General features: G+C 41.6%; 22 protein-coding genes, 1 pseudogene and 1 riboswitch. Of the genes and pseudogenes, 16 read left to right on the top strand and 7 right to left on the bottom strand.

What is annotated here, in order from left to right; all coding sequences use genetic code 11:
* Positions 1–43: 43 nt before the first annotated feature.
* The 3 genes and pseudogenes from PSI06_RS02185 to PSI06_RS02170 all read left to right on the top strand — a co-directional run bounded on the left by PSI06_RS02185 (position 44) and on the right by PSI06_RS02170 (position 2950).
* Positions 44–757, top strand: coding sequence for a 1-acylglycerol-3-phosphate O-acyltransferase (locus tag PSI06_RS02185; protein ID WP_273602705.1), 714 nt, complete (start codon positions 44–46; stop codon positions 755–757).
* Positions 757–1092, top strand: coding sequence for a ribonuclease E inhibitor RraB (gene rraB, locus PSI06_RS02180; RefSeq protein WP_004587970.1), 336 nt, complete (start codon positions 757–759; stop codon positions 1090–1092). Before PSI06_RS02185 ends, rraB begins: the two co-directional genes overlap by 1 nt.
* A gap of 681 nt (positions 1093–1773) precedes the next feature.
* A pseudogene (locus tag PSI06_RS02170) lies at positions 1774–2950 on the top strand (polysaccharide lyase family 7 protein).
* A 54-nt stretch (positions 2951–3004) separates the two neighbouring features.
* Here PSI06_RS02170 and PSI06_RS02165 read toward each other — a convergent pair.
* Positions 3005–3976 carry a zinc transporter ZntB gene (locus tag PSI06_RS02165; RefSeq protein WP_273602703.1) on the bottom strand — a complete coding sequence of 324 codons (972 nt, stop codon included), beginning with the start codon at positions 3974–3976 and terminating at the stop codon, positions 3005–3007.
* 278 nt (positions 3977–4254) lie between these two features.
* Here PSI06_RS02165 and PSI06_RS02160 point away from each other — a divergent pair, with 278 nt between their 5' ends.
* The 3 genes from PSI06_RS02160 to PSI06_RS02150 are packed head-to-tail and all read left to right on the top strand — an operon-like array spanning position 4255 to position 6644.
* Entirely contained in the window at positions 4255–4683 is a 429-nt protein-coding gene (locus PSI06_RS02160; RefSeq protein WP_248442692.1) for an ATP-dependent zinc protease family protein, read from the top strand.
* A 10-nt stretch (positions 4684–4693) separates the two neighbouring features.
* Positions 4694–5599, top strand: coding sequence for a 30S ribosomal protein S6--L-glutamate ligase (gene rimK, locus PSI06_RS02155; RefSeq protein ID WP_004587974.1), 906 nt, complete (start codon positions 4694–4696; stop codon positions 5597–5599).
* A complete protein-coding gene (locus PSI06_RS02150) occupies positions 5586–6644 on the top strand; it encodes a succinylglutamate desuccinylase/aspartoacylase family protein (protein ID WP_096041198.1) in 1059 nt (352 codons plus the stop codon). Before rimK ends, PSI06_RS02150 begins: the two co-directional genes overlap by 14 nt.
* A gap of 74 nt (positions 6645–6718) precedes the next feature.
* On the opposite strand, the gene PSI06_RS02145 is transcribed toward PSI06_RS02150, so the two are convergent.
* From PSI06_RS02145 to recQ, 4 genes are all read right to left on the bottom strand, one after another.
* Positions 6719–7291, bottom strand: a complete 573-nt coding sequence (locus tag PSI06_RS02145) for a mechanosensitive ion channel domain-containing protein (RefSeq protein WP_029772372.1) — start codon at positions 7289–7291, stop codon at positions 6719–6721.
* A 70-nt stretch (positions 7292–7361) separates the two neighbouring features.
* Positions 7362–9071, bottom strand: a complete 1710-nt coding sequence (locus PSI06_RS02140; RefSeq protein ID WP_273602702.1) for a POTRA domain-containing protein — start codon at positions 9069–9071, stop codon at positions 7362–7364.
* 146 nt (positions 9072–9217) lie between these two features.
* Complete coding sequence (locus tag PSI06_RS02135; protein WP_029772370.1) at positions 9218–9502, bottom strand: DUF3630 family protein; 285 nt, start codon at positions 9500–9502, stop codon at positions 9218–9220.
* Positions 9503–9509: 7 nt separating this feature from the next.
* Positions 9510–11333, bottom strand: coding sequence for a DNA helicase RecQ (gene recQ, locus PSI06_RS02130; protein ID WP_054983758.1), 1824 nt, complete (start codon positions 11331–11333; stop codon positions 9510–9512).
* Positions 11334–11467: 134 nt separating this feature from the next.
* Between recQ and PSI06_RS02125 the strand changes: the two genes are divergently transcribed.
* Positions 11468–11923 (top strand): thioesterase family protein, encoded by a 456-nt coding sequence (locus tag PSI06_RS02125; RefSeq protein WP_264390061.1) that lies wholly within the window; start codon positions 11468–11470, stop codon positions 11921–11923.
* A 130-nt stretch (positions 11924–12053) separates the two neighbouring features.
* Positions 12054–12971 (top strand): EamA family transporter RarD, encoded by a 918-nt coding sequence (gene rarD, locus PSI06_RS02120; RefSeq protein ID WP_273602701.1) that lies wholly within the window; start codon positions 12054–12056, stop codon positions 12969–12971.
* 52 nt (positions 12972–13023) lie between these two features.
* On the opposite strand, the gene PSI06_RS02115 is transcribed toward rarD, so the two are convergent.
* A complete protein-coding gene (locus PSI06_RS02115) occupies positions 13024–14259 on the bottom strand; it encodes a response regulator (protein WP_039972264.1) in 1236 nt (411 codons plus the stop codon).
* Between the two features lie 87 nt (positions 14260–14346).
* Complete coding sequence (locus tag PSI06_RS02110; protein ID WP_004587983.1) at positions 14347–14721, bottom strand: DUF413 domain-containing protein; 375 nt, start codon at positions 14719–14721, stop codon at positions 14347–14349.
* A gap of 90 nt (positions 14722–14811) precedes the next feature.
* Between PSI06_RS02110 and PSI06_RS02105 the strand changes: the two genes are divergently transcribed.
* From PSI06_RS02105 to ung, 8 genes are all read left to right on the top strand, one after another.
* Positions 14812–15681: a LysR family transcriptional regulator gene (locus tag PSI06_RS02105; RefSeq protein WP_004587984.1), complete on the top strand. Its 870-nt coding sequence runs from the start codon at positions 14812–14814 to the stop codon at positions 15679–15681.
* A gap of 198 nt (positions 15682–15879) precedes the next feature.
* Positions 15880–16812: a porin gene (locus PSI06_RS02100; protein WP_054983757.1), complete on the top strand. Its 933-nt coding sequence runs from the start codon at positions 15880–15882 to the stop codon at positions 16810–16812.
* 98 nt (positions 16813–16910) lie between these two features.
* Positions 16911–17042: riboswitch (cobalamin riboswitch) on the top strand.
* Positions 17043–17110: 68 nt separating this feature from the next.
* On the top strand, positions 17111–17920 hold the full coding sequence (locus PSI06_RS02095) for an ABC transporter ATP-binding protein (protein WP_273587753.1): 810 nt from the start codon (positions 17111–17113) through the stop codon (positions 17918–17920).
* Positions 17921–17924: 4 nt separating this feature from the next.
* Positions 17925–18929, top strand: coding sequence for a FecCD family ABC transporter permease (locus PSI06_RS02090; protein ID WP_055254854.1), 1005 nt, complete (start codon positions 17925–17927; stop codon positions 18927–18929).
* Positions 18930–18934: 5 nt separating this feature from the next.
* The gene (locus PSI06_RS02085) at positions 18935–20425 is read left to right on the top strand and encodes a cobyric acid synthase (protein ID WP_273602700.1); all 1491 of its coding nucleotides are present in this window, start codon (positions 18935–18937) and stop codon (positions 20423–20425) included.
* Complete coding sequence (cobO, locus tag PSI06_RS02080) at positions 20409–21008, top strand: cob(I)yrinic acid a,c-diamide adenosyltransferase (RefSeq protein ID WP_055254850.1); 600 nt, start codon at positions 20409–20411, stop codon at positions 21006–21008. The genes PSI06_RS02085 and cobO overlap by 17 nt, the downstream gene beginning before the upstream one ends.
* Positions 21008–21868, top strand: coding sequence for a cobalamin-binding protein (locus PSI06_RS02075; protein ID WP_273602699.1), 861 nt, complete (start codon positions 21008–21010; stop codon positions 21866–21868). The genes cobO and PSI06_RS02075 overlap by 1 nt, the downstream gene beginning before the upstream one ends.
* Positions 21865–22527, top strand: coding sequence for a uracil-DNA glycosylase (ung, locus tag PSI06_RS02070; RefSeq protein WP_273602698.1), 663 nt, complete (start codon positions 21865–21867; stop codon positions 22525–22527). The genes PSI06_RS02075 and ung overlap by 4 nt, the downstream gene beginning before the upstream one ends.
* Positions 22528–22534: the final 7 nt, after the last annotated feature.

The following is a 22534-nucleotide window of genomic DNA, read 5'->3' as shown; positions in this document are numbered from 1 at the left end:
TGCGTGGCTTATAGCGCATTGCACACACATTTTGGAGAGAAGTTTGTTAGCTGTTATACGTATTTTAATTATGGTGCTGTTTATATTTTTCAGCTGCGTGTTTGGGTTGTTATTGTCGATTGTGAGACCGTTTCACCCTAATAATGTGCATGTGATAGCCGGCTGGTTTGGCTCAATGGCTAAAATGTTAGGGGTTAAACTTGTCCTTAAACGCCACCCTGATGCGCTCAATACTGGCCCTGCGGTTTACCTATCAAACCATCAAAACAATTACGATTTATTTACTGTATCGGCTATGGTGCCTGAAAATTGCGTTAGCTTAGGCAAAAAAAGCTTAAAGTGGATCCCATTTTTTGGACAGCTTTACTGGTTGTCGGGCAACATATTGATTGATAGAGCTAATCGCTCAAAAGCGGCAGGTACAATTTCAAAAGCCGCTGAAAAAATCAAACAAAAAGGCCTATCTATTTGGGTATTTCCCGAAGGCACAAGAAGCTATGGCCGCGGTTTACTGCCATTTAAAACCGGTGCATTTCACACCGCTTTAAGCGCAGATGTACCCATAGTACCGGTATGTATGAGCACAACTGATAAAACTATTAAGCTAAACCGCTGGGATAATGGTACAATTTACATTGAAATGTTAGCGCCTATATCACTTGATAAAAAAGTGGGTGCCCGTGAACAGGCCACCCAAGTGCATAGTATTATGGCTGCTAAAATAACTGAATTAGATGCTCAAGCGAGAGATAAATAATGGAAAACTGGCGTGAAATAAGTGAAGACATCGTAAGTTCACTACTTGAAGATGGCTCTGATCCTGAAATACTTTATGAAGTTGAGCATCATTTTGTATGCGAAGATTTTAGCAAATTAGAGCAAGCGGCACTGGCTGCCTTTAAATTAGGCTACGATGTTGAAGAACCGGCAGAGCTTGAGCTAGAAGATGGCAGCAAAATTTGGAGCTTTGATATTGTAGTCGAAGCTGAGCTAGACGTTGAAGTTATAATGGAAGACGTTGATAAACTTGCAGCGCTAGCTGTTGAGTGTGACGTTGAATACGACGGTTGGGGCACTTACTTTCAAGAGTAAGGCGTTAGCTAGTTGATAAAGGCGAGCATTTATATATGCTCGCTTTTTTGTGCACAGAGTAAACATGACTCTTTAAACCGCAGCCTATTTTCAGATATTAATTCATTTTTAGTGTAATGGCGCATTAATACCCCCCTTTATTTTGCCTTATTTAACGGCAAAAATTTAATACTTTTCGTGTTACCAATTTCATTTTTGTTATAACCAATTGTTATCTTCCATATAAAAAACTTAATTCTCCTTAATTTATTCATTAAAAGTTAAGCTTGTTCATATTCCTATTGGTAATAGGGCTTATTTCGATGTACTACTTATTCATTAAATTGAAAAAATATTTTTATTTATTGCTAACCTGTCCCTAATATATAACCTGTTGAATAGTTATAACTATTTACAAGTTGTAAATGTAATATTTAATAAAACTAATACTTATTTGCTATTACATCCTCTGTTGACATATTGGTAACAAAAAATATAGCCTTTAGCTCCCCATATGGCATTAATATTGGTATGGCCAATTTAAGGGTTTTAGATTGATTTTTGTAACCTGGGTTTTCTTGCCAAATCTATTCATACACAAAAATAGAAACCTGTTTACACAGGGTGATCTAAGTTTTAGTGACTGACACAAAACTAGGTAGTTAGGTTATTTTTATATTCAGGTTTAAAGGAATAAAGATAATGATTAACCATAAAAAACTGTTTTTTTACAGCGCAATTGCGACAAGTTCAGCGCTATCTCATGCTGCAACAATTAATAATGCAGGCTTTGAAAGTGGCTTTAGTAATTGGAACGAAACCGACCCAGCCGCTATTTCTTCAGATGCTTACAGTGGCTCAAAATCGTTAAAAAATTCAGGGCAGTCCAGCACGGGTTTATCAAGTGGTAGATATACAGCCTAACACTGAATACACCCTAAGTGCTTATGTGCTGGGTAAAGGGCAAATTGGTGTAAACGATTTAAATGGTTTATTTAAAAACCAAACCTTTAATGTTTCTTCGTGGACTAAAGTAACAAAAACATTTACCTCAGCAAACACCAATTCACTTCAGGTTTTTGCTAAACATTACAACAACACCAGCGATGTAAGGTTTGATAATTTTGCCTTGGTTGAGGGCAGCGGCAGTAATGATGGTGGCTCAGATGGCGGCAGCGATAACTCAAATGGTTCAACAATACCTAGCAGCATAACCAGTGGTAGCATTTTTGATTTAGAAGGTGATAACCCAAATCCTCTCGTTGACGATAGCACCTTAGTGTTTGTGCCGTTAGAGGCACAACATATTACGCCTAATGGTAATGGCTGGCGTCATGAGTATAAGGTTAAAGAAAGTTTACGCGTTGCTATGACTCAAACCTATGAAGTGTTCGAAGCTACGGTAAAAGTTGAGATGTCTGATGGCGGAAAAACAATTATATCGCAGCACCATGCTAGCGATACCGGGACTATATCTAAAGTGTATGTGTCGGATACTGATGAATCGGGCTTTAATGATAGCGTAGCGAACAACGGAATTTTTGATGTGTACGTACGTTTACGTAATACCAGCGGTAATGAAGAAAAATTTGCTTTGGGTACAATGACCAGCGGTGAGACATTTAACTTGCGGGTAGTTAATAACTACGGCGATGTAGAGGTTACGGCATTCGGTAACTCGTTCGGTATACCGGTAGAGGATGATTCGCAGTCATACTTTAAGTTTGGTAACTACCTGCAATCGCAAGACCCATACACATTAGATAAATGTGGTGAGGCCGGAAACTCTAACTCGTTTAAAAACTGTTTTGAGGATTTAGGCATTACAGAGTCAAAAGTGACGATGACCAATGTGAGTTATACGCGCGAAACTAATTAATTAGTGACTTATTATGGCCACTCAATTGAGTGGCCATAATAAAAAAACTTTATTTTATAACCATTTTTTATTTTTAAAGTACACACCAATACCGCCAGTAAGCACAATTAAAAAAATCACAAATGCACAAAATGCATAAGGGTTTTCGGTGCCAGGTATGCCACCTACATTTACCCCTAAAAGGCCCGTTAAAAAGCCCAGTGGTAAAAAAAGCGCAGCCACAACCGACATTACATACATGCGTTGATTTAATTGCTCAGACACCTGGTTAGTAATGGTTTGCTGAATAATTTGCGCACGCTCTATGGCGCTATCTAGCTCTTCTAAATAACGAATAAGTAAGTTAGTGGTTTCGTTTAGCTTTGCTTTATCTTCATCTAAAAGCCAGGGGTAATGGTTATTTACCATTAAACTTAACGCTTCCTTTTGCGGTTTTAAGTAACGCTTTAAGGCAATAGTTTGACGGCGCAGTTGAGATAAACCTTGGTTATCAAACTTTTTACTTGGCTCGTCTATTTCTTCTTCAAATTCATCCAGGGTTTCATCAAGCGTATCAATGACACTTTGCATGCGTGATGTCAGTTTTTGCGTAATAGAGCCGACCAACTCTGATATTGAGCATGGGCCGTGGCCAGCATTAAGCTCTGCTAATATATCTTGAATCGAAAGTAAGCGACGTTTGCGCGTTGTGATAACCACAGATTCGCTAATAAATAAACGAATTGACACCATGTCCTCAGGGCTTTGCGCTGGGTTTAAATTTACACCACGCAAAAACAGCATATGGCCATTGGTACTAGGTGTTAAGCGAGGGCGAGTTTCATCAGCAATAAGCGAATCAAGCTCAAAGTCGGTAAGGTGAGCCTGGCTTTTAAGCCACGTTACTGCCTCGCTTTGGCTGTAGTCCATATGTATCCACAGTTTACCTTGGCTAGGGTGCCAGTTATTTAAATCGCGGGTGTTTTCTATGGCGTGCGCGCCGCCTTTTTCATCAAGCACCAGTGCATGCAGTAAACCATTAATCATATTTTAAACTCATATAATAGTGTATTTTTAATACAGTTAACTATAGTGTATCTGCATAGTGCTTTACAAACTTACCTTAACTTTTAATAAGTTAGCGTTAAGGTAAAACCTATATGCAGGCTTGAATCGCTAAATAAGGCACTAAACAGCAAGGCGCGCATTGTGTGATTAGTTCCTATAAAAGATCAATTTAATTTACTCATCGACTAGATAAATTTATTTCGCTGGTGTTTTATGCGCCGTAGCGTATAAGTCACTTTTTTATTAAGGGCACATTTATGACAGCAAAGTTAACAGTTGGTTGGCGTGAGTGGTTAAGTTTACCCGAGCTTGGCATCGAGAAGATTAAAGCAAAAGTTGATACTGGCGCCCGCACTTCATGTATTCATGCAATTAACATTGAAGAGTACGAAGAAGACGGTGAAAAGTGGGTGAAATTTATAGCCCAGCCTTTGCAAGACGATGAGCAAACACGCATTACTTGCAAAGCAAAGGTTAAAAAAATTAAGGCCGTAACCAGCTCTAGTGGGCAAAAAGAGTTGCGCTACTTTATAGAAACAACATTGCATGCAGGGCAGCACAGCTGGCCAATAGAAGTCACTTTAACGAGTAGAGCAACAATGAAGTTTAGAATGTTACTAGGGCGTACAGCCATGGAAAATCGTATAGTCGTTGATCCGGCTTTATCTCATTTATTAGATAGTTAAGGTTTTAACTATGAAAATTGGTATTTTATCTCGCAACAGAAATTTGTATTCAACGCGTCGCTTAATTGAAGCGGCAGAGGCACGCGGTCACGAGGTAAAGGTGATTGATGCGCTTCGTTGCTATATGAATATAAACTCAGAGCAGCCAGAAATTCACTACCGTGGTGAAAATTTAAAAGATTTTGACGCCATTGTTCCGCGTATTGGTGCATCGGTGACGTTTTATGGTTGCTCTGTTTTACGTCAGTTCGAAATGATGGGGGTTTATCCTGTTAACGAATCGGTGGCTATTTCTCGTTCGCGCGATAAATTACGCTCACTTCAGCTGTTATCACGTAAAGGGGTAGGCATGCCGGTAACCGGTTTTGCCAGCAAACCAGATGACGTTAAAGACTTACTAGAAATGGTAGGCGGTGCTCCGGTGGTTATTAAATTACTTGAAGGCACACAAGGCATTGGTGTTGTACTTGCTGAAACACGTAAAGCGGCTGAAAGTGTTATTGAAGCGTTTATGGGTTTAAAAGCCAATATTATGGTTCAAGAATACATTAAAGAAGCCGGCGGAGCCGATATTCGTTGTTTTGTACTTGGTGATAAAGTAATAGCGGCCATGAAGCGCCAAGCGCAAGAAGGCGAGTTCCGCTCAAACCTTCACCGTGGTGGTAGCGCTACATTAGTACGCATTACCCCAGAAGAGCGTAAAACCGCCGTTGCTGCAGCAAAAGCAATGGGCTTAAATGTAGCGGGCGTTGATTTACTTCGCTCATCTCGTGGGCCTTTGGTAATGGAAGTAAACTCTTCTCCAGGTCTTGAAGGGATTGAAGTGGCAACAGGCAAAGATATTGCCGGTATGGTGATTGATTTCATCGAAAAAAATGCTGCTATTAAAGGAACCGCAACCCGTGGCAAAGGTTAAAATTAATCGTCCTTTTACCTTATTAGGTGAAAGTGTTGGCGTGGGCGAGCGTAAAACCCTTGCCTTAGAGGCTGCTAAACTTTACACCCATTCACCGCTCAATATTCCTATTGAGGTGGTTAATGGTGTAATGGAAGGCCCAGTGCTGATGGTGTGTGCAGCTATTCATGGTGATGAGCTAAATGGTGTAGAAGTTGTACGCCAGCTGCTCTCTAAAATAGATGCAAGCCAACTGCGCGGAACCATAATTGCTGTGCCAATTGTTAATGTGTTTGGCTTTATTCATAAATCACGTTATTTACCCGATAGACGTGATATGAACCGCAGCTTTCCGGGCTCTGAGCGTGGATCGCTTGCGGGGCGTATGGCACATATGTTTTTTAATCAGGTGGCGGTACATTGTACCCATATTATTGATTTACATACGGGGGCGATTCACCGTACTAACTTACCGCAAATACGCGCTAACTTAGATGATGAAGCAACCGCTGATATGGCCAAAGCATTCGGCACACCAGCGGTTATAAATGCATCCCTTCGTAATGGCTCATTACGTAGTGAAGCCGCTAATTTAGGTATACCGGTTATTACTTACGAAGCCGGTGAAGCCCTACGCTTTGACCCTATTGCCATTGCAGCAGGTGTGCAGGGTGTGGATTATGTGATGCGGCATTTAAAAATGATCCGCGGCAAGCGCCCTAAAAAGCTGCCCGAACCTATTATTGCAGGGTCTACAAGTTGGATACGCGCTGAGGTAGATGGCATTGTGCGTGCGCAAGTATCGCTAGGTGAACACGTAGAAAAAGGCCAAGTGCTGGCGTACATAAGTAGCCCATTAGGTGATGCCGAGCTTGAGCTTTTAGCGCCTAAAGGCGGTATTGTGATTGGCCAGCAAACTATGCCACTAGTAAACGAAGGGGATGCGGTATTCCACCTTGCTTACTTTGCAAATGATAACAGCTTAGTAGAGCAGCAATTAGAGCATTTTATTGACGAAATAAATGATTTAGATGAAGAGCTTAAAACAGCTGAGCTAAATAATTAGCACTATGTTAGCTAGTAAAAAGCCGCAGTGAGGTTTGCCTTACTGCGGCTTTTTTGCGGATATAACTTTTTAAACTATGTTTTTTTAGGGCCAATAATCCGTTTTATTACCGGTGCCTTTGTAGGCTTAGGTTCTTTATTTAATACCATAACCGGGCGTGTCACAAACAGGTTATTTGGGTAAACAACTCGGTGCCCATCCACATGCTCAAGTAGCACGTTCATTAAACCTAATTCGACAATGCGCCCTTCTATATGGTTTGCGCCATCAACAATACGCACCCAATTTCCCACATGAAAACCATTTTGAATAAACATGAGTAAAAAAGCGGTAAGGTTACTAAGCAGCGACCAAGCGGCAAATAAAGCGACCCCGAGCATAGCAAATAATGATGAGCCCAAAACTAATAGCCCGCGCAGCTCTATACCCCAAAATATAAGCACTAAGCACAGCACTACAAACGCGAGTATTATTTTTAATAACAGCTCAGCTCTAAATTTACGATGAACATCTACTTTTCCTTTTATGGCTTTTTCGAGCAACTTTTTAGTGACTTTTAATAAAAGAGGAAAAAGTAAAATGGCCATAAGGGTAACAATCAATTTATATTGCGTACCCATTAGCTCTAAAAGCGCAAACAATTCCAAAGTGTGATCCCGTACTGTTTTTAGGAAAATTTAAAGCGCTAGTGTAACGCTTTCGTTTATTGCTCGCTATTTAAAAGGTGTTTTTAACACTCACGAGCCACTGCACCGAATCAACATCGTCGTAGCTATCAAGCGGGGCGGCAATATCAAGGTGGATCATGGTGCCAGAGTTTGCTCTGCTAGGTGCTAAACGCAAACCCACCCCAACATTTTTTAAAACATGATCGTTTTCGCCGTTGTCTTCATCGTTAAACCAAGCGCGGCCAACATCAACAAAGCCCGCTGCACCTACTTTAAATAGCTGCAGTAAATCGTACTCCCAGTAATAGCGTTTTTCTAAGCTGACTAAAAAGCTTCGGTCGCCATGCTGGTAATCCATAGGATAGCCACGAAGGCCCGTTTCGCCGCCGAGTGTTAGCTGCTTATCGGCGGTTAGGTTTTTAGCATACTGGGCACGGGCTTTAACAAACCAGGATTGGTTTTCGCTGGTATTTAAGTAGTACTGCACTTCGCTGGTGGCTAAAAAGTTTTCTAGTTGTTTTTGCTCTTTATTCCAATAACCATCCACTTGAGCACTAAAACGCCACAGCGTTCTGTCGGTAGTAAAGTGTGCTTTTTTAGCTTTTAACGAATACACGGCTCTGCTGTCATCATTACTTAGTGATTCATCTGAGTAACCTAATAGGGCTTTAATATTCCACCCTAAATTTAAATCTTCGGTGCGCGAAATACTGTCAAAATTACGCACTTTTATATAACTGTCTTCAAACCAATGACCACTCACATAGGGGTAACTTAGTTGTCTGTTTTTGGCCAAGGGAGCAAAGGTTGTTTCTATTTCTGCAAAGCTGTCTTCTTGGTTTACATAGCCAAGCGTTAAGCGCTGTGTCCAGCTATCAGATAATGCTTTAGAGTGGCCTAAAAAAGCGCTAAAAAAATCGGTTGTTTGATCAAACTCGCTGTATTCATCACCACGGCGATACAACGACTCTTCTCGCTGTTCAGAAAAGCTTTTAATACCATAGCTATAAGGTGTATCTATGGCGTAAAACGGATAGGTTAGCTCTAATAAGTGGCGTTTTCCGTCACTGTTGTCGGCATACTCTAAGCGCCCGCGATACCGGCTAGATAATATATTAGGATCATCATAAACAAATAAATAACCATTACGATCGCTGTCGGTGGTGCGTGAAAACGACAAACGCTTACCCCAACCCAGTAAATTGGACTCACGAAAACCAATGCTCGATTTATTTTCGCCACCGCTGCGACTAAAGCTTATTTCGGGTAGTAAGGTCCATAAATCGCGAGTTACCACCGTTACATCTACGTTGCCGTCGCAGTTTTCAACCGCGCTTATTTGCGCATCATATAAATAGTTTTGTTGGCGTAATAAACGCTCTGACTCAGCGAGCTTTCTGGCATTGTAATTATCACCTTGTTTAAATAACAGAATATTACTAATAACGTCTGGCTCGGTTTGAATATGCGCGCGGTTGGCAAAACGAAAAAGCGCGTTATTTTCCTCCTCCAACTCGGTATTAAAAACGTTAAGTTGTTTAAGGGTAATTGAGGTTATTTGGGCGTCGCTGCGACTATTAATCAGTGTGGTTTTATCTTCAACCTCACGGCGTAAATTATTGCTTTTGTCTGAGTGAGTTTGCACAGGGGAGCAGGTGTTAGTTTTATTGGGTGGTTGTTGTGCAAAGGCCTTAGGCGCACTAAAGCTTACAAGGGCTAAGCTTATACAACAGTGTGCAATCCATTTTCTATTCACCATTCAACCTCTTCAATACTACTGCAAATATGAGTCGTAATATCAGCTTACATCATTGTTATTACAATGTAAGTAAAAGGTATGGATTTTGAAACTAATTAATTGTTACCGTTATGCACCTTTGTTAATTAGTGCTTATGCGAGGCGTTTTAGCTTAAGTAAAAAGCAAGGGCTGCTAATAAATGCTCGGCTTCTTGGCCTTCGCCATTAATCCAAATACTTTCGCTGTAGTGTTCAAAATTTAAATTAAAGGTTTGCTGTTGATAGCTAAAGCGCAATTGATGACGGTCAGCACCCCCTGCGTAGTCAATAATTGTTATTTCATCTGCGTGTAAAAACAGCGTGCTCCACAGCTCAAAGTCTTCATCGTGTGGGGCTTCTACCGGGCTTATAACAATGCATTTATGGGCGTGATTGTATTCAATTTGGGTCATAGTTTACTTAATTGCTAGCAAGGTAATTACGAATGGCCGTTAAAAATTCGCCGCCATATTTATTGAGTTTGGTAAAGCCAACGCCCGACACCTTTAAAAATTCGCTGTCGTTGGTGGGCATTAATTGCGCCATTTCGGCTAAGGTTTTATCGTTAAATACAACGTACGGCGGTACATCGTCGGCATCAGCGAGTTCTTTACGCAGAGCCCGTAAGCGGGCAAATAGTTTTTTGTCGTAGTTAAACTGCGCCAGTTTATCTTGGTATACGTGTTTAGCTTGTAAGCGCGGCTCGGCAAGCTGTAGAGCGTATTCACTTTTAAGCACTGCGCGTGCTGCTTCGGTTAAGCGCAGCGAGGCACCTTGGGTAATATCTTGGCTTAACAAGCCTTGGTGTATAAGTTGGCGTAATATACTGAGCCAAAATTCACTGCTTTTGTCTTTGCCTATGCCATAGGTGCTGAGTTCGTGGTGGTTGTTGTCGCGTATGCGGCTGGTATTAGCCCCGCGTAATAATTCTACAATATAGCCTAAGCCAAAACGCTGCCCAGCTCGATACACACACGAAAGCGCTTGTTGCGCTACTAATGTGCCATCAAAGCTTTTTGGTGGGTTAATGCAAATATCACAGTTGCCACATTGCTCGCGTTTATACTCGCTAAAGTAGTTTAATAGTATTTGCCGGCGGCATGTTTGCGCCTCGGCAAAGCTGGCCATGGCATTAAAGCGTTGTTCTTCTACGCGGCGGCGTTGTTCATCGTCTATGTCTTCAAAAAAGCGCCTAACGCGGCCTATATCGGCGGGATCAAAATACATAATGGCTTCTGCGGCTAAGCCATCACGCCCAGCGCGGCCAGTTTCTTGATAGTAGGCTTCAATACTTTTTGGAATATCGTAATGCAGAACAAAACGCACATTTGGTTTATTTATGCCCATACCAAAGGCAACGGTCGCAACGACTATTTGAATATCATCGCGGGCAAATCCGGTTTGCACAAATTGGCGTTGCTCGTTGCTCATGCCGGCATGGTACGCAGCGGCATTTAAACCTGCATCAGCGAGTTTTTCGGCAATGTCATCAACGCGTTTACGGCTAGTGCAGTAAATAATACCACTTTGATTTTTTTGCTCTTTTAAATAGCGCAGTAGTTGCGCCATGGGCTTGAACTTTTCTTCGATGGTGTAACGAATATTCGGTCTGTCGAAGCTGCCGGTATGTATATAGGGCTGTTGTAATTTTAATTGCTCAACTATATCAAAGCGGGTCGCTTTATCGGCCGTGGCGGTCAGTGCCATCATAGGTACATGGGAAAAGCGCTGCTTAAGCTCATTTAATCTAAAGTAATGAGGTCTAAAGTCATGCCCCCAATGCGATACACAATGTGCTTCGTCAATTGCAAATAAGCTGATATTTAAGTGGCTGAGTCGCTCGGTAAATTCATGCTGAAGCACTTTTTCAGGGGCTACATACAGTAATTTTATTAGCCCTTGGTGCAATTGTTGGTACACTAATTGTTGCTCTTCGCGAGCCAGGCTATTATTAATGTAAGCGGCTTTAACACCTAATGCTTGCAGTTGCGTTACTTGGTCTTGCATGAGCGAGATAAGCGGTGAAATTACCACAGTAACCCCTTCGAGCACTAACGCTGGTACTTGGTAACACACTGATTTACCGCCGCCTGTAGGCAGTAGTACCAAAGAGTCTTGGCCATTAATGGCCGCGTCGATCACCGCTTTTTGGCCATCACGAAACTCGCTGTAGCCAAACACTTGTTTAAGAACCGTGTCGGGCTTGCGGACCAATGTGCTAGGTGTAGGGGTTAGAGTATTCATCGGCGGCTATTTTAGTGGTTTTTTTATAGGATGTCTTTAGCTTAGAGGTAAATGATTTAATTAGTGCCTCGTGGTTTTGCTTCAGGTATGCTTAACTCATCGTACCAGTGTTAATTTAAACATAGAGAATAATAATGAATAAAGAAATGTTAATTGAACAAGTTGGCGCACTGTTTGTAAATGGCATGCCATTTAATCAGTTTTTAAATATCTCGGTAGAGTCGCTCAGTCCTGAGCAAGCTAAAATTACCTTTCCCTGGCAGGATGTATTTATAGGCAATCCTGCGCAAAAAATTCTTCATGGCGGTATTATATCGGCGGTGCTCGATAATGTGGGCGGCATGCTTGCAGCAGCCAGTGTTATTGATAAATTAACCGACCTCGATATCCCTAGCGTACAGCAAAAGCTGGCTACCTTAGGCACTATTGATTTGCGCACAGATTATTTGCGCCCTGGCAAAGGGGAGACATTTACAGCCAGTGCTACTTTGATCCGCTCTGGTAATAAAGTGTGTGTATGTAGAATGGAGCTACACAACGAAAAGGCAATCCAAATCGCCTTTGGTACAGGTACGTATTTAGTAGGGTAAAGCTGCTAATTACGTACGGCTAAAATAAAAAGCTTTGCCTTGCGCTGAGCTTTAGTTACCGCAAAATAAATCACTTAATAACACAAATTGGTATAAACTGTCGGCCTTTTAGTATGAATAAGTAGTATGTATGTCGATTGCAAACGAGCAGCGTAAAGGCGGTATTTTTGCCTGTTTAGCTTTTTTAATGTGGGGTTTAGCGCCTATTTATTTCAAACAAATACAGCATGTTTCTGCTTTTGAAATTTTAACTCACCGTGTTGTCTGGTCTGTGGTTTTTTTAGTGCTTGTGGTCAGTGTGCTTAAATACTGGGATAAGGTTAAGCGCATAGTTGTCCAGCCAAAAATTATTTTAATGTTAGTACTTACCTCTTCTATATTGGGCTTTAATTGGGGGCTGTTTATTTGGGCGGTTAATAATAATCATATGCTCGATGCCAGTTTAGGGTATTACATAAACCCATTACTTAATGTGCTGTTGGGTATGCTATTTTTAGGCGAGCGGCTGCGAAAGTTACAAGGGTTTGCAGTGTTTTTAGCCTTTGCGGGCGTAGTATTGCAATTGGTCAGTTTTGGCTCGTTTCCGGTGGTCGCGTTTTCGCTTGCCACGTCTTTTGCTATTTATGGCTTACTGCGTAAAAAGTTGCCTGTTGAAGCGCTGCCAGGCATTTTACTCGAGGCCCTAATTTTACTGCCGGTTGCATTAATTTACTGGTGGGTAATGGCACCAACACCTACTTCCGACTTAGCCCTAAACGATTGGCATACCAATGCGCTGTTAATTAGTGCCGGTATTATTACTACGTTGCCGCTGCTTTGCTTTACCGGAGCGGCCAAACGTTTGCAGTACACAACATTGGGCTTTTTTCAGTACATAGGACCAAGTTTAATGTTTATGCTTGCTGTGGTGTTTTACGATGAAGTATTTGATGCAGAGCGGGTGATTACGTTTGCCTGTATTTGGAGTGCACTGGCTATATTTACTTGGGACTCTTATCATCAATCGCGTAAGCGTAAAAAAGCGGCTGTAACCGCCGCCGAAGTTTAATACCTATGCGCAATAATAGTTTAAGCAAGTTGCTATAAAGCAGCGTTAAGGTTTAGCTTATTACTTTATTACGGCCGGTTTCTTTTGCATCATACAGCTTTAAATCGGCCTGTTTAAGTAACTCATCTATTTGGTAAATAGGGCCGCTTGCAAAACCAATAGAAATTGTAAATTTAATTTTTTCTTGGCTAAACTCTTGGCTATTAAGCTCTATAAATTGCCTAAATCCTTCAAGGCGTTTTAGCGCTTGCGCTGTGGTTGCATCAGTAAAGTAAACGGCAAATTCTTCACCGCCTAAGCGAGCGACTAGCTGCTTTTCAAAGTACTTTTTAAAACACACCGCCAACCCTTTGAGAACCTCATCGCCTGAATCGTGACCGTATGTATCGTTAATCGATTTAAAATGGTCTATATCAAGCATGGCGAGTGCACCATCTTGATTTGATTTTTTTAAATACTTGAGTGATTTGCTCGACTCTTCAAAAAAGTAGCGTCGATTAGGCAGATTCGTTAAGTAGTCAGTATTTGCTTGGCGCTTAATTGTTGCTATTTGCTCAAGCATGTCGACGTTTTGACTTAGTCGGCAGTAAAACTCTTCGCTGTTAAAGGGTTTATGGAGGTAGTCGTTGGCACCATTTTTTAAAAATAGGCTCGATAATGCTGACGAGTCAGCACCTGAAATACCGATAATGGCTTTTTCATCATTACTGTAAAGCCGGCGAATTTCGGCGCATAGCTCATCACCATTCATGTTTGGCATTTCGTTATCGGTAATAATAACAGACACGTCTTTTTGGCTTTCAAGTACCTCTAGCGCGTCTTTGCCGTCCTTTGCTTCGAGTATTTGATACTTATGGCGCTTTAGTAAACTACAAATGTATCTACGGGTAGAGGTTGAATCGTCGACGACCAACACTTTTACGTTCTCGTTACGTGGTAAACGGCTTAGTTGTTTTTCTAGGTATTGGTAAGCTTGTTTGTTTTCTTTGATTATGTAATCAATTATTGGGTATTTTTCTACCGTGTCGCGAGTTTGTTTATCTATATTGCCTGTCATTACTATGGTGGGAATGTCGGCATTAATAGTATACGGAATCGCCTCACCGGCAGGAGCATCGGGAAGGATAAAATCAACAACAGCGCAAAAGTAGCTATTGTGTTTTATTAGCTCTTTTGTTGCCGCTAAAGACTCGGCTATATCTACTTCGTAACCTGCTTTAAGCGCGATATGCTTTTGCACACGCGCTATAGTAGGCGTATCTTCAACTATGAGTATTTTTCGCGTCACGTAACAACCTTGTTTGATATTTTGCAAAAGTATTTGCTTATACAAGTTGTAACTGTTAAAACGCAAAAAAGCAAATATCTTAGAGGCTTATACGCTATCTGATTCGCTATAATCGTCTTGGCTTATTGGTACCGGCCCTGACATTTTTGAACGGCCAAAAAGTGTATGAAACTTGGTTTTACAGGTTGTTAGTTTTAAATATTTAACCCAGGCTTTTTCGATTGGGTTTGTAGGTTCTTTACTGCCACAAACTACGTCAACAAATTGCTCTTGTAGCGTATTTTGGGGTGCTAAAGTTTTATTATAAAGGCCTTTTAGTACAACGCCGTGTTGCTCTAATATGCTGGCTTCTAATAAGGTGAAGTTTCCGCTGCGGCTAAACCCGCGAGGAAAGTTTTGATCATCATAAAATTGACGTTGGCTAACAAACGCTTGGCGAAGTAGTGAAATATCGTTGCTCATAACTGTATCCTCATACCCTGTTTATTGCTGGAGTATGATGCAAGTTTGACAATTTATTAAACAAGTTATTTTTATCGTGAGGATAAAAAATTGGATATAGATTTATTAAAAACATTTGTAGAGGTTGTGCGCACGCGTCACTTTGGTAAAGCGGCTGAAAACCTGTATATCACTCAATCGGCAGTAAGCTTTCGGATTCGCCAGTTAGAGCAGGGGTTGGGTGTAAACTTGTTTATTCGCCAGCGTAACAATATTCAATTAACGGCGCCAGGAGAGCGATTGCTTCCGCACGCTAAAATGATCATCACCGGCATGCAGCGTGCCAAAGTGGATGTGGCACTTGCCGATAACATGCACAAGCAAATAAGTTTAGCGGGTACACCTAATATATGGGATGCGTTTTTACAATTTGGCATTACTAATATTGTGTCAGCTATGCCTGGGGTGTCGTTGGTCGCAGAGGTTAAAGCCCAACAAGAAAGCACACGGTTATTATTAGAGCGTACGCTTGATTTAGCCATTTTATTTGACCCCCCTAAAGTAGACGAGCTTGTGGTTGAGCGAATTTGCGAGCTGCCAATTATTCCGGTTAGTGGCTATGACACGGCCACTAATGAGAACTTTTTTGATAACCAATATGTATATGTTGATTGGGGTACTACGTTTTCACTATGGCATGCGCGCCAATTTACCGGTAAAACGCCGCCTTATTTTAGAACCAGTACGGGGCGTATTGCCCTTGATTTAATTCTTCAGTGTGGCGGCAGTGCGTTCATCCCCGAGGTGCTTGTTGAGTCTCACCTAGAAAAGGGTGAGCTGTTTCATGTAAAAGACGTAGAACATACTTCGCGTGATATTTTTGTGGCCTACCACAGAGACAACGAACAAAAAGAGTTAATAGAAACCCTGATTAACTTATTACCTAAAATAAATGCTTATCAGCCTGTTGATGAACACTAAATACCGACTATGATTTTTAATGAGGTTGAATAGGTACAATTTTGTTTATTAAATATTCATGTCGGTTTGTTTTCAGAATTTAGACACTTTTATTAAAATAAAAAGACAAAAATGTTTCCTTTGTAATATATCTGTCATTTAACGGTGACAAACTGCAGCTGTTTTAAAAATTAGTCTTGTGATTATCGAGGAAATAACATGAATTTTGTAAAATCGAGCTTATGTGTTGCACTAGTAAGTGGTTTATCTTTTAGCGCGTTTGCAGACGTTGATGTATACGGTAAAGCGAATGTTACTGTGCAATCGTCTGATGATGGCGAAGGGTCTTTCACTGAAATTAAAAGTAATGCATCTCGCTTTGGACTAAAAGGGTCTGAAAAGATTACTGATGGATTAGAAGCGGTTTATAAGTTTGAGTTTCAAGTTGATGTATCTGATGCTGACTCTAAAGGTGATAACGACGACAATATTTCTGCACGTAACCAGTATGTAGGTTTAAAAGGTGCATATGGTCAAGTTGTTGTGGGTCGTAACGATACAGCGCTTAAACAATCGCAAGGTAAGTTAGATTTATTTAATGACCTTGAAGGCGATATTAAAAATGTCTTTAAAGGTGAAAACCGCTTAGGTGATTCAATCACTTATACATCTAAAAGCTACGAAGGCTTTAAAGTACTTGCTACATTTATTGCCGAAGATGACGTAGATGCAGATAACGGTTATTCAATGGCGGTTACCTACGGTGACTCTGCACTTAAAAAGAGTGCGGTTTACGCCTCTGTTGCAGCCGATAGCGAAGTAAATGGCTACGATGTAGTGCGTGCATCAATTCAAGGTAAAGTAGAGAGCTTTAAATTAGGCGCTATGTACCAAACTCAAGAAAAAGTAGACGGTAGCGCAGAAGCTGACGGCTATTTATTAAACGCAGCCTACAGCATGGGTAAAAACACGTTTAAAGTGCAATACCAAGCAATGGACTTTGATGACAGCGACGACAAAACGGCAGTTTCTGTAGGTGTTGATCATAAGTTTAATAAAAACATTAAAGTATTTGGTTTTTACTCAAGCTTTGATATGGACAACAATGTTGACCAAGACTACGTTGGCCTAGGTATGGAATACAAGTTTTAAGCGTTGCTTAAACACTCCCTTTATTGACCGCGCTCTAATGAGCGCGGTTTTTTTTGCTTTAAATTATTTACTTACCCGCCCATAATAGACCCTCATTTGGAATGAGGTGAAATTCCTCAACTATTCCCGTAACTGTAATTAGCATCACGCTTTAAGTCAGATACAAATGAGACATATCAATCAGCATGAGAAGTTCTAGATTGGTATACTTTTTTAACGAGCGGGTAAACTCATTTTTATTGATACACTAGTCTTTTAGCTGTGTGTTAGTGAGTGCACGCTTTCCAAGGACTCACTTTTGCAAACTACATTAGCGCCAAATACACCCTTTTTAAACGTTCAAAATGTGTCGTGGGAAGTCGATGAACACGCCATTTTAAACAATATTAATTTACACATAGCTAAGGGTAAGTTTATTGGGTTAATTGGCCCAAATGGGGCGGGTAAGTCGAGCTTACTGCGCTGTTTGTATCGCTTTAATAAACCGACCGCTGGTAACGTTACCTTTAATCAGCAGGATATTTGGCAGCTTAAAAGTGAAGACTACGCAAAATATGTTGCTGTAGTTCTACAAGAAACGCCCGCGCAATTTAACCTAACATTATTTGATGTGGTTGCCCTTGGGCTTACACCTCATAAATCATTATTTAGCGCCACCACCCACAGCGACAAACAAAAAATTACACAGGCAATAAAAACCGTAGGGCTTGAGCAACAGTGTAAGCAAAATTTTGAATCGCTTTCGGGGGGCGAAAAGCAACGTGCATTGATTGCCCGCGCTATAGTGCAGCAACCGCAATTACTCATCATGGATGAGCCAACCAGCCATTTAGATGTTAAATATCAAATACAAGTGATGGAACTAGCAAAATCGCTAGGGGTCACTGTGTTTGCCTCATTTCATGATTTAAATTTAGCAGCCGCTATGTGCGATGAGCTGGTGGTTATTAATAAAGGTAAAATAACACATACAGGTTCGCCTGCGCAGGTACTTAGTGAAGACATGCTAGCGGATGTTTTTGGGGTATGTGCGCGCGTAACTAGCCACCCTCAGCGCACAGAAAATGGCCAAACTATTCCTCATATTACTTACTTTTATGGCTATTAATTAAATGGATATAACAAAAATAAACCAGTGGACAATATTTATAGCAGCCGTATTAATTGCACTGGGCAGCCTTTTTAGCGCACTGAGCTTTGGCGCCGCAGATACGCCGTTAAGTGATGTGCTCACAGGAATTTTATCAGCAGGAGAGGGTTCGTTTAACGCGCGTATTATTTATGAGCTTAGGTTACCTCGTACCTTACTTGCCTTTATGGCGGGCGCAGGTTTGGCTATTGCAGGGCTTATTTTACAAACGGTTACCCGTAACCCGCTCGCTGATCCGTATTTATTTGGCATATCGTCAGGCGCGTCGTTTGGGGTCGTACTGCTTATGGCTGTTGCGGGTATTAGTGCAGGGTTTATGTTATCGGCTGCTGCCTTATTAGGAAGCTTTTTAGCAATGGGCTTATTGATACTTATTGCTGGGCGGCAAAAAAGGTCGCAAGTAGAGTCTATGTTGCTAGCGGGGGTGGCACTGTCGTTTTTATTTAGCGCATTTACAAGTTTATTGCTGTATTGGAGTGACCCGCAAGCAGTGGCTGGTATTTTGTTTTGGACGTTAGGTAGTTTTGCCCGCGCACAATGGGCCACGTTATGGTTGCCATGCGTGGTTATAGTGGTGTGTATTAGCTTTATGCTGAGCTTTAAAAGGCAGTTAAATGCGCTGCTTCTTGGCGATGAAAGCGCGATAACGCTTGGGGTCCGTGTGCACCGTTTTAGAATTTTAATGCTGGTATTGAGCTCGTTAATAACGGCCGTGCTGGTGGCCTTATGTGGCGGTATTGGTTTTGTAGGTTTAATGGTGCCGCACATAGTGCGCTTTTTTATATCTCAGGGCAGTACTGCTGGCTTACTAATTACGAGCTTAGTGGGCGGCACGTTTATGGTGTGGGTCGATGTGCTTTCGCGCTCATTACTTAAAAACCAAGAGCTCCCTGTAGGGGTAATTACAGCAGCTATGGGTAGCGTATTTTTTTTAAGCTTACTCTTTTTTAGAAAAACAAAGGCATAGTGCTGATGAAAACCTTAATGATTCAAGGCACTACGTCAGATGCCGGAAAAAGCACCTTAGTCGCTGCGCTTTGTAGAGTGTTTGTAAAGCGAGGTATAAAGGTCGCGCCTTTTAAACCGCAAAATATGGCGCTTAATAGCGCGGTTACAAAAGAGGGCGGCGAAATAGGCCGTGCGCAAGCTTTGCAAGCCATAGCCGCTAAAGTAGAGCCTCAAAACGACTTTAACCCCATATTGCTCAAACCCAATAGTGATACGGGAGCACAAGTCATTGTACATGGAAAAGCCATTAGTAATATGGAGGCAGGGGCGTATCATAACTATAAACAGGTTGCGATGGATGCAGTGCTTGCCTCGCATAAACGCCTAGCAAAGCAGTTTGATTTATTATTGGTTGAGGGCGCAGGCAGCCCCGCAGAAATAAACCTACGCGAGAACGACATTGCCAATATGGGTTACGCAGAAGCGGTAGATTGCCCTGTCATTATTATTGCCGATATAGACAAAGGCGGTGTGTTTGCGCATTTAGTGGGCACACTTGCGTTATTAAGCGAATCCGAGCAAGCGCGCGTAAAAGGCTTTGTTATAAACCGCTTTAGAGGCGATATAAGCTTGCTACAAAGTGGGCTAGATTGGCTTGAGCGCTACACAAAAAAACCAGTGCTTGGAGTGCTGCCTTATTTGCATGATTTAGCACTTGATGCCGAAGATGCTGTAGCAATAGATAACACGGTGACGACTGCCACCATTAATGTAGCCGTGCTTTTATTGCCGCATATTAGTAACCATACCGATTTTGATGCATTGCGGCTGCACCCAAATATTAATATAAATTATGTACGCCACACACACGCGATCCCACCGGTTGATCTGATTATTATTCCTGGCAGTAAAAACGTGCTGGGTGATTTAAGTTTTGTAAAAAATGAAGGCTGGGATATGCAAATAAAGCGCCACTTACGCTATGGTGGCAAAGTATTGGGGGTGTGTGGTGGTATGCAAATGTTGGGGTATACCATAAATGATCCCAACGGAGTCGAGTCGTCATTAAAGCAAGTAACTGGGCTTGCCCTATGCGATTTTGAAACCACACTTAGCACGCAAAAAGTACTCACTAAAGTAACGGCGGCTATGCAGTTAAATAACTTGCAAACACCGTGTAGCGGCTACGAAATTCATGCCGGCATTAGTGAAGGCGCAGCACTTAATAAGCCATTTTTAACGTTTAACGCGCACCCTCATGGGTTTGAAAACGATGGCTTTATTAGTGACGACAATGCCATTGCTGGTACTTATTTACACGGCTTGTTTGATGAACCCGCTGCCACACTGCAAATTTTAAAGTGGGTAAAAAGCGATGCAACCATACAACCTGTGAGTATTGTAGCGCACCGCGAGCAACAACTTGAGCGCTTGGCCACTATGTGCGAGGCGCATTTGAACATGCAACACATTATATCGATTTATGAAGGAGATAATAATGACGGATACAAATAACGATAAGCACCAGCAGCGCCAACAAAAAGTAAAAGAGCAGGTAGATGCACGCGTGGCTGCTGCGCAAGATGTTAAAGGGATATTTCAGGTAATTACGGGTAATGGTAAAGGTAAATCTACCTCAGGCTTTGGTGTGGTTGCTCGCTGCGTAGGGCATGGTAAAAAAGCCGCTGTTTGTCAGTTCATTAAAGGCACATGGGAGTGTGGAGAGCGTAACTTATTACAAGGCGCAGGGGTTGAATTTGCCGTTATGAATACCGGTTTTACATGGGATACGCAAAACAAAAAAGCCGACACCGCAGCCGCGCAAGCAACATGGCAAGAGTCAAAGCGTATGCTTGCTGATAGCAGTATTGATTTAGTATTACTAGATGAGCTTACCTACATGGTGACTTACGGTTATATTGATTTAGATGAGGTAGTAAACGCGCTAAATAATCGCCCTCCCATGCAGTCGGTTATTATTACAGGTCGAGCAGCGCACCGCACGTTAACAGACCTTGCCGATACAGTAAGCGAAGTGCGCAATGTTAAACACGCCTTCGACTCGGGTATAAAAGCACTAGAAGGGTTTGATTACTAATGTATAAAGCGTTTTTTACTGCACTGCTGTTATTGTGTTCAGGGGGCAGTGCCGTGGCCCGTGATACAGCTGCGCCAAATAAACTGCGCGTTGTAGCACTTGCACCGCATATAGTAGAAAACCTATTTGCTATAGGTGCGGGAAGTAATATTGTTGGCACTGTTGATTACGCCGATTACCCAAATGAAGCTAAAAGTATTGAACGCATTGGTGGTTACTATGGTATTTCTCTTGAAAAATTATTAGCGCTAAAACCCGATTTAGTGATTGGTTGGAAAAGCGGTAATCAAAGTGAAGATTTAGAACAAATTAAACGCCTTGGTATAAAAGTACATTTAAGTGATCCAAAAAAAATAGAAGAAGTTGCAAACGAGCTGATTGCTTTTGGAAAATTTACAGGGCGTATTGAGCAAAGCAAGCAAGTAGCAAACGCATTTATTACTAAACTCAAAAAAATTAAAAAGCAGCAGCAAAGCAAAAAAATATTGACTGGTTTTTATCAATTATGGCCAGAGCCAATGATGACGGTAAGTGAAAATACATGGATAAACCAGCTTATAGAAACATGTCATGTAAGCAATGTATTTGCACACAGCCCAACCGACTACCCGCAAATAAGTATTGAAAACGTGGTGATTAAAAAACCACAGATTATTATTATTCCTGATGAACAGGCCGATAAGCCACAACCTAAAATTAATTGGCAAAAATGGCCAGAAGTCCCCGCTGTAAAACAGAACCAATTTATACGTGTAAATGCCGATTTATTACATCGTTTTACACCGCGCATGCTAGATGGACTGGCAAATATGTGTGATAAAATAGATGCATCACGCAAACAAATTAAGAGTATACAATGAGCGATTGGCCAGCCTTTTTAGAATATGAATTACAGCAACCTTATATGCAGCAAACATTAGATTATGTAGCAAAACGCCGTGTCGAAGGTGTTGCTGTGTACCCACCCAAAGAGCAAGTATTTAGTGCCTTTGAAGCGACAGCTCTTAACAATATTCGCGTGGTTATTTTAGGCCAAGACCCATATCACGGAGAAGGCCAAGCCCATGGCTTATGTTTTTCTGTGTTGCCAGAGGTTAAAAAGTTACCGCCGTCGCTAAAAAATATGTACAAAGAATTGGCAACGGATATTCCCGATTTTGAAATACCAGACCATGGCTACTTACAAAGCTGGACAGAGCAGGGCGTGTTTTTACTCAATACGGTACTCACGGTTGAGCAAGGCCAAGCGCACTCGCATAAGCATTTAGGGTGGGAGCAATTTACCGATAACGTGATAGCCCATATAAATGCACACTGCAAAGGAGTGGTGTTTATTTTATGGGGCGCTCATGCGCAAAAAAAAGGTAAAAATATTAACAGCGCTCGCCATCATATTTTAAAAGGGCCGCACCCGTCGCCGCTTTCTGCGCATCGTGGTTTTTTTGGCTGTAAGCACTTTTCACAAACAAATGAACTGTTACAAGCCCAAGGCGATACGCCCATTAACTGGCAGGTTTAATTGATAT

This window comes from Pseudoalteromonas sp. GABNS16E, assembly GCF_028598715.1.
Lineage (GTDB): Bacteria > Pseudomonadota > Gammaproteobacteria > Enterobacterales > Alteromonadaceae > Pseudoalteromonas > Pseudoalteromonas atlantica.
Note: the sequence above shows the minus strand (reverse complement) of the source record. Positions and strands in the feature narration are given on the sequence as shown.

What these genes read in the sequence shown, in the direction of transcription:
- rraB (WP_004587970.1), top strand. Translation starts at nt 757, where the DNA reads ATGGAAAACTGGCGTGAAATAAGTGAAGACATCGTAAGTTCACTACTT.
- PSI06_RS02165 (WP_273602703.1), bottom strand. Translation starts at nt 3,976, where the DNA reads ATGATTAATGGTTTACTGCATGCACTGGTGCTTGATGAAAAAGGCGGC.
- PSI06_RS02160 (WP_248442692.1), top strand. Translation starts at nt 4,255, where the DNA reads ATGACAGCAAAGTTAACAGTTGGTTGGCGTGAGTGGTTAAGTTTACCC.
- rimK (WP_004587974.1), top strand. Translation starts at nt 4,694, where the DNA reads ATGAAAATTGGTATTTTATCTCGCAACAGAAATTTGTATTCAACGCGT.
- PSI06_RS02140 (WP_273602702.1), bottom strand. Translation starts at nt 9,071, where the DNA reads ATGGTGAATAGAAAATGGATTGCACACTGTTGTATAAGCTTAGCCCTT.
- PSI06_RS02135 (WP_029772370.1), bottom strand. Translation starts at nt 9,502, where the DNA reads ATGACCCAAATTGAATACAATCACGCCCATAAATGCATTGTTATAAGC.
- recQ (WP_054983758.1), bottom strand. Translation starts at nt 11,333, where the DNA reads ATGAATACTCTAACCCCTACACCTAGCACATTGGTCCGCAAGCCCGAC.
- PSI06_RS02125 (WP_264390061.1), top strand. Translation starts at nt 11,468, where the DNA reads ATGAATAAAGAAATGTTAATTGAACAAGTTGGCGCACTGTTTGTAAAT.
- rarD (WP_273602701.1), top strand. Translation starts at nt 12,054, where the DNA reads ATGTCGATTGCAAACGAGCAGCGTAAAGGCGGTATTTTTGCCTGTTTA.
- PSI06_RS02110 (WP_004587983.1), bottom strand. Translation starts at nt 14,721, where the DNA reads ATGAGCAACGATATTTCACTACTTCGCCAAGCGTTTGTTAGCCAACGT.
- PSI06_RS02100 (WP_054983757.1), top strand. Translation starts at nt 15,880, where the DNA reads ATGAATTTTGTAAAATCGAGCTTATGTGTTGCACTAGTAAGTGGTTTA.
- PSI06_RS02090 (WP_055254854.1), top strand. Translation starts at nt 17,925, where the DNA reads ATGGATATAACAAAAATAAACCAGTGGACAATATTTATAGCAGCCGTA.
- PSI06_RS02085 (WP_273602700.1), top strand. Translation starts at nt 18,935, where the DNA reads ATGAAAACCTTAATGATTCAAGGCACTACGTCAGATGCCGGAAAAAGC.
- cobO (WP_055254850.1), top strand. Translation starts at nt 20,409, where the DNA reads ATGACGGATACAAATAACGATAAGCACCAGCAGCGCCAACAAAAAGTA.
- PSI06_RS02075 (WP_273602699.1), top strand. Translation starts at nt 21,008, where the DNA reads ATGTATAAAGCGTTTTTTACTGCACTGCTGTTATTGTGTTCAGGGGGC.
- ung (WP_273602698.1), top strand. Translation starts at nt 21,865, where the DNA reads ATGAGCGATTGGCCAGCCTTTTTAGAATATGAATTACAGCAACCTTAT.